The organism is Bacillus sp. T2.9-1, from assembly GCF_950097965.1.
Taxonomy (GTDB): domain Bacteria; phylum Bacillota; class Bacilli; order Bacillales; family Cytobacillaceae; genus Niallia; species Niallia hominis.
In genome coordinates this window covers 65,226-72,084 of the sequence record NZ_CATNHG010000076.1, presented here as the reverse complement: position 1 = coordinate 72,084, position 6,859 = coordinate 65,226, and the positions used below count along the sequence as shown (strand labels likewise).

The 6,859-nt window shown below is 36.7% G+C and carries 6 protein-coding genes; 1 reads left to right on the top strand and 5 read right to left on the bottom strand.

What is annotated here, in order from left to right; translation table 11 throughout:
- Window positions 1-259: hypothetical protein (locus QQZ16_RS07310; RefSeq protein WP_284561221.1), on the top strand; the 259-nt coding region annotated here is incomplete at its 5' end.
- On the opposite strand, the gene nifN is transcribed toward QQZ16_RS07310, so the two are convergent.
- The 5 genes from nifN to nifH all read right to left on the bottom strand — a co-directional run bounded on the left by nifN (window position 231) and on the right by nifH (window position 6,850).
- Entirely contained in the window at window positions 231-1,514 is a 1,284-nt protein-coding gene (gene nifN, locus QQZ16_RS07305; RefSeq protein ID WP_284561220.1) for a nitrogenase iron-molybdenum cofactor biosynthesis protein NifN, read from the bottom strand. The genes QQZ16_RS07310 and nifN overlap by 29 nt on opposite strands.
- Window positions 1,511-2,872 (bottom strand): nitrogenase iron-molybdenum cofactor biosynthesis protein NifE, encoded by a 1,362-nt coding sequence (nifE, locus tag QQZ16_RS07300; protein WP_235249571.1) that lies wholly within the window; start codon window positions 2,870-2,872, stop codon window positions 1,511-1,513. The genes nifN and nifE overlap by 4 nt, the downstream gene beginning before the upstream one ends.
- Window positions 2,873-2,963: 91 nt before the next feature.
- Window positions 2,964-4,493 (bottom strand): nitrogenase molybdenum-iron protein subunit beta, encoded by a 1,530-nt coding sequence (gene nifK, locus QQZ16_RS07295; protein WP_031538362.1) that lies wholly within the window; start codon window positions 4,491-4,493, stop codon window positions 2,964-2,966.
- Between the two features lie 20 nt (window positions 4,494-4,513).
- Window positions 4,514-5,944 carry a nitrogenase molybdenum-iron protein alpha chain gene (gene nifD / locus QQZ16_RS07290; RefSeq protein WP_235249568.1) on the bottom strand — a complete coding sequence of 477 codons (1,431 nt, stop codon included), beginning with the start codon at window positions 5,942-5,944 and terminating at the stop codon, window positions 4,514-4,516.
- Between the two features lie 30 nt (window positions 5,945-5,974).
- Window positions 5,975-6,850, bottom strand: coding sequence for a nitrogenase iron protein (gene nifH, locus QQZ16_RS07285; protein WP_031538364.1), 876 nt, complete (start codon window positions 6,848-6,850; stop codon window positions 5,975-5,977).
- Window positions 6,851-6,859 lie beyond the last annotated feature (9 nt).

Here is a 6,859-nt window from a genome sequence, read left to right as displayed (position 1 = left end):
CAGCAATCGGCGGAGCGAACTCTTGACAAACCGAACTTGCCAATGGTTTAAAATGGAAAAAATCAAGGGCTTATTTGGCATGCCTTCTTTTGTCCCCTTCGCCCTTGATAACCTGAATTCAAACCATTGGTGTGTTTGTCAAGAGCGATTGCGAGCCTCTCCACTTCAAAAAGGAAAGAAGAAAAAGACTTCAGGTTACTTTTTCATAGAAGTTTTGACACTACCTTCTTTTACATTAATAAATTACTCATTTTTATAATCAAATTCGTTGTTCCTCGGTATCCAACACTTGTAAATAAGGAACTACCAATTTGATGAAAAATTGGAAAACCTATTGGAAGGAATGCAACATTTTTCCTATCTGCTCCCTTTTCACCGTGAGAATTACTTATCCACAGATCCGCATTATCAGCCATGGTTTCTAAATCGTCTAAATCACCGATGAATATATCTTCCTCCATATTTGATAGCACCTTAGCTGAAAAGCTGCTGACTAATCCATCTATCGTTCCGCCTAATTCTTTGCAGACGTTAACAATAGAAAAAAGATGATCTGGTTCTAAGCCAATAACTATTTTTTTCCCAGAAAAGTAAAAATGGGAATCCAATATACAGTCAAGTAAATTATCCCTTTCCCACTGGTAAAATGAGTCTCCTTTTTTTCCACTTAACGATTGCAAAAAAGAAAAAAATTCATCATTAGCTTTTAATCCTGTTAAGCTAGGAAACAACCGAAAAGGTATTCCTGCTGCTGCTTCCAACATTTGAGCTGATTTTTCCAAACTAGTTCCCACAGCAATTGTCATTTCCGATTCAAATAATCCTTGTAATTGCTCCCTCGTAGCCCCCCCTTGTGATAATGGGGAAAAACCTTTTTGTAAAGATCCTGTTAACGAAGTGGAGATATCTGGTGCAGTTATGACAGAAAATCCAAATGATTGGATAATTTTTTTTATTTCCATTACATCTCCTGCCGTTAAAAAAGATCCTGCTAGCAAATTAATTTGGTTTTGTTTCTTTTTCATCGGTAATGTAAACTTCTGCTGTTCCACTAAACCACGTATCATCGCTTCAACGGTTAATTGAAAGCCAGATTCTAACGATCCTTCAAAATCTGGTAAAGCAACAGGGAAAATAAAACAGTTTGGTTCATTTGTTTTTAAATAGTTTTTAATGTTTCCTATTAAATCATCTCCAGCAGTTTCCGTTAAACCAGTACTTAATACTGCCATCAATGAAGGATGATGTTTGTTAAGAATTGTCTCCATTGCTTCTATTGTGCTTCTTTCCCCACCAAAGATAATATTCATTTCCTGAAGAGCAGTCGTTTGAATAGAAACTGGTTCCCGATAATGCTGTGTCATAAGTGCTTTAATGAAAGCAGCGCAACCTTGAGATCCATGTACAAGCGGGATAGCACGGAATAATCCCTGAAGCGCCAGAACTCCACCCAATGTTTGACTAACTTTTAGTGGGTTAATGGCAAGTTTCTTATCTAGTTTTACAATTGTCACTCTTTTCCTACCTCCTTCCAAGGAGAAGGAGATTGAAGTAATTCCCAAATTGGATGTTCCAATGCATACACTAATTGTTCTGCTAACCGTTTTAATCCAACATATCCAGCATAAGCATGATGGCGTTCTTGGTTTACATCAAGAAAAGGAATCTGTTCTTTTAAGGCAACATACATATTTCTCCCCCCAGCAATGATAATATCTGCTTTTTCATTACGAAAAGTTTCTAATATCTTGCTGGCTCCTCCGGATTCTATTAATTTTGCCGATTCTCCAATTCTTTCTTTTATACGTTCAATGTCATCCATCGTACTTTTATTTGTGCCAACTCCTACTACCTCTATTCCTAGTTCTTGGAGTGCAGAAATGATAGACCAACTTTTCACCCCACCAGTATAAAGTATTGCTCTTTTTCCTAATAATTTTTTACGAAATTTAGTTAAATCAAATGCTAGTTTTTCTTCTTGCGCTTTTGTAAAAGCTCGGACTTTTTTCATTAATTCTTGATTGTTAAGCATATATGAAATGGTTAGTAAAGATAGGGTTGTTTCTTTTGCTCCGTAAAAAGATCCTTCAAAATATGGAATATCGTATTTTTCTTCCATTTTTCTTGCCATGTTAATCAACGCTCTACTGCATACAACCATATTTAATTTCGCTTTATGCGCCCATCTAATTTTATGAAACCTTCCGTCTCCTGTAATATTAGCTAAAATGCGTATACCCACTTGATCGAAAAGTTCTTTTATATCCCACATTTCTCCGGCAATGTTATATTCTCCAATTAAATTTATATCAAATGGTGTTTCTATTGGAGGAGTATCTGTTCCAATTACATGGTCCATCAATGCGTTACCAGCTAATCTATTGCCCATATTCTTACTACCAACAAATCCTGGGCTATTCACTGGAATTACAGGAATTCCAATTACTTTGCTTTCGCTTTTACAAATGGAATCTAAATCTACACCTATTAGGGCGGTCACACAAGTCGAATAAACAAAAATAGCCGGTGGACTAAATCTGTCTGCAATTTCACGAATTGCCCCTCTCAATTTTTGCTCTCCACCGAAGATAATATCTTGTTCTTTAAGATCTGTAGTTAATCCATATTGATAAAGATAGGACCCCGAACTTAAACTTCCTCTCGCTTCCCAACTATTTCCGCCACACGCAATAGGTCCATGCACAAGATGTGCTGCATCGACAATGGGAAGAAGAGTAATTTGAGCGCCATCAAAAGAGCAACCACCTGATGCCGCACCAGGAGTTGGCTGAACACAACCTTTATGTGCCTGATTTACCGAGTTATGTTCACATGCTGGTTCAGCAAATGCCTCTACAACATATTTCTCCATGCTATAATCCCCCCCTATCAAAAAATTTCCGCTTAATCCCTAAAAAGTTGATTGTCAGCGAGATTATAGATATCCCGCTGACAATTCTTACTTACCGTACTGTATCATAGCTATGATCTGGTGCCTCATCATCTAATTGTTGCAATATAGTATTAACAATTAACGTCAATACATTTAATGTCCCTTGATAACCGATAATTGGATATCGATGCATGTGATGTCGATCAAAAATTGGAAAACCGATTCTTACCAAAGGAATATTAGCATCTTTTGCACAATACTTCATATGTGTACTACCTATTGCAAAATCAACGGGTTCTGTTAACAATAAAGATCGCATATGCCATAAATCTTTTCCTATGTGAACTTTTCCGCCAATACCATATGGACTTTTTAATAAAAGCTCTTCAGCTTCCTTTTTGAATTTTTTATCTCCATTCGTGCAAACGATATGAATTGGTTCAATCCCAACTTCCAAGCAAAAGGAGATTAACCCAAGTAGTAAGTCTGGATCTCCTGCCAAGGCTACACGCTTACCGTGTAAATAGGCATGGGAATCAGTTAAAGCATCTACTACTCTTCCACGTTCTTCTTTGAGAACAGCTGGTATATCTCTACCAGACAATTGTTTAATGTTTTCTAATAAAGTATCGGTATTTTTAATTCCTATCGGCATCCACGATGAAATCGTTTTTTGATGCCATGATGTCTTAATATACTTTTCTACTTTTTTAGTAGAATATTTTTGTAGCAAAATAGTTCCATTTGCATTAGGAGCCTGTGCAACATCTTCTAATTTGGTGCCACCATAGTAATAGTTATATTCACCATTTGCTGGAGAATCTAAATTGCCACTATGATCACCTAGAATGGTATAATCTACATTCATTAGTTCTAAAATTCTTTTTAATTCTGCGAAATTACCTGTATACGTATCAAATCCAGGAATAATATTTATTTTATCTGTAGGAACCTTATTTTCTATATCTCCTTTTTTCTCGGACAAGTAGGAAAGTATCGAGCGCATCATAGAATCATAACCATGAATATGAGATCCTACAAAACTAGGAGTATTGGTAAACGGAACTGGAAATTCTTTATCGATTGCTCCTTCTATCCGTGCATTCTCAATAAATGCACTTAAATCATCCCCAATAACTTCTGCCATACAAGTTGTACTTACTGCAATCATTTTCGGTTTATATAAGGCGCTACTATTTTGAAGCCCCTCAATTAAATTTCTCATTCCTCCAAATACAGCTCCATCTTCCGTCATAGACGAAGAAACTGCTGGTACAGGTTCTTTAAAATGCCGAGCAAAGTGACTACGAAAATAGGCTACACAGCCTTGAGAACCGTGAACAAAAGGAAGTGTTCCTTCAAAACTCAAACCTGCTAATACTGCCCCTAGAGGTTGACAAGCTTTTGCAGGGTTAATGGTAGCTGCAGCTCTGCTAAAGTTTATATCTTTATATTCTTCCGTTTTTAAATAATCTTCTGTTTCTTCTACTTCCTGTATAGAACATGGCGCTTCAAATAGCAGTTTATTTTCTGCTTGTTTTTTATATTTCTCACTCTGAAATAAAGTATTATGATCTTGAATTTCAGGATTTTTTGCCATAATTATCCCCCCTCCTTTACTTAATATGGTGCTGCCAATAGATCCCAAACAGGGCTATTTATAGCAGTATCCATGTCTTTTGCAAATACTTTAAATCCATCAAACCCATGATAAGGACCGCTATAATCCCATGAATGCATTTGTCTAAATGGAATTCCCAATTTATGATAAACGTATTTTTCTTTTACACCAGCACCCATTAAATCTATATCTAATTTATCTGATAGAAATTCTATATCATATGCAGTTGGATCATCATACAATATGGTTCCATCATGTAATTCTGATAGTGTTTTCTCATAATCATCCTTATGTGCAAATTCATATCCAGTCGCTACAATTTTCATCCCTAAATCTTCATAAGCACCGATAGTATGGCGGGCACGCAATCCACCAATAATGAGCATTACTTTTTTCCCTTCTAACCGAGGACGATATTTTTGAATGATTTCATCCATCTCAAGTTGGTATTTAGCTATTACTCTTTCTGCATTTTCTTGAATTGTTTCATCAAAATGGGCCGCAATCGCACGCAAACTTTCTATTGTTTTCGTTGGTCCAAAGAAGTTATATTCCATCCAAGGAATACCATACTTTTCTTCTAATGTTGTAGCCATATAGTTCATGGAGCGATAACAATGTATCAGATTTAATTTTGATTTATGGGTGATTCCTAATTCATTGATGGATCCATCTCCTGACCATTGAGCAATAACTCTCAAGCCAATTTCTTCTAAAAGAATGCGGGAAGCCCATGCATCTCCACCAATATTATAGTCTCCAATAATAGCTACATCATATGGACCCGACTCTGCCAGTTCTCGAGTACCCATAACGTGATCTCTAATAGTGTCATTTGCAATATGATGGCCAAGTGACTGGCTAACTCCTCGGAATCCTTCACAACGAACTGGAATAACTGGAATCCCCAGCTCATTGGTCATTTTCTTCCCAACCGCTTCAATATCATCACCAATTAATCCAACAGGACATTCAGATTGAATGGAAATTCCTTTTGCAAGTGGGAACATCTCTTTCACTTCTCTACATAATGCCTCTAACTTTTTATCTCCACCAAATACAATATCTCTCTCTTGGAAATCACTAGTTATTTGCATCGCGGTAAAATTATTTATGCCCAACTTACCGTTTGCGTAGTTTCTTCGGGTTCCCCAGCTATATTGGCCACACCCTACTGGTCCATGGCTAATATGAATCATATCTTTAATCGGTCCCCAAACAACTCCCTTTGAACCTGCATATGCACATCCACGAATGGTCATAACGCCAGGACGTGATTTGATATTGGATTTAATAGAACATTTGCCAGATTCGATTGTCTCTTCATCGGCAATTTGAAAATGTTTTTTTCGGAATTTTTTTGTTTTTTCCGGATAAACCTCTAACAGCTCATCAATTAATGCCTGACTCTCCTCAACTTTTGTACTCATCAAATCTCACCTCTTTTCTAGTAATCTCTTTTATTTAGTAGCTGCTTCTTGCTCTTCTAATTTTTTGATTGCTGTTTCTTCATCCTCAATAACACCAAATTCCATTAATAGGGATTCTAGCTCTTCCATTTCTATTGGCGTAGGAATCGTCATCATATCGTTTTCCAATATTTTTTGTGCTAAATATTCATATTCCTTTGCTTGCTGGTCTTCTGGTTTGTATTGAGCAACTGTCATCTTACGCAATTCAGCATGCTGGACGACATTATTGCGTGGAACATAATGAATCATTTGTGTATTTAAACGGCGGGCAAGCTCTGAAATTAGCTCTGCTTCTCTGTCCGTATTACGGCTATTACAAATTAATCCACCTAATCGTACACCGCCACTATTTGCATATTTTAAAATACCGCGAGAAATATTATTTGCTGCATACATCGCCATCATTTCACCTGAACAAACAATATAAATTTCTTGCGCTTTATTTTCACGTATTGGCATTGCAAAACCACCACATACAACGTCCCCTAATACATCATAAGAAACAAAATCTAATCCTTCATAAGCTCCTTCTTCCTCTAAAAAATTAATAGAGGTAATAATTCCACGTCCAGCACAGCCAACCCCTGGTTCTGGCCCCCCTGATTCTACACATAGGATATCGCCATAACCTTTTGCGATGACATCTTCTAATTCTAGATCCTCTACTGTTCCCATTTCTGCTGCTTGTTCTAAAACTGTACTTTGTGCTTTCGTATTTAGAATTAAACGAGTGGAGTCTGCTTTAGGATCACATCCCACAATCATAATTTTTTGACCAAATTTTGTTGCTAATTGTGCTAAAGTATTTTGTGATGTAGTTGATTTTCCAATTCCACCTTTTCCATAAAAAGCGATTTGACGCATTGTAATTCC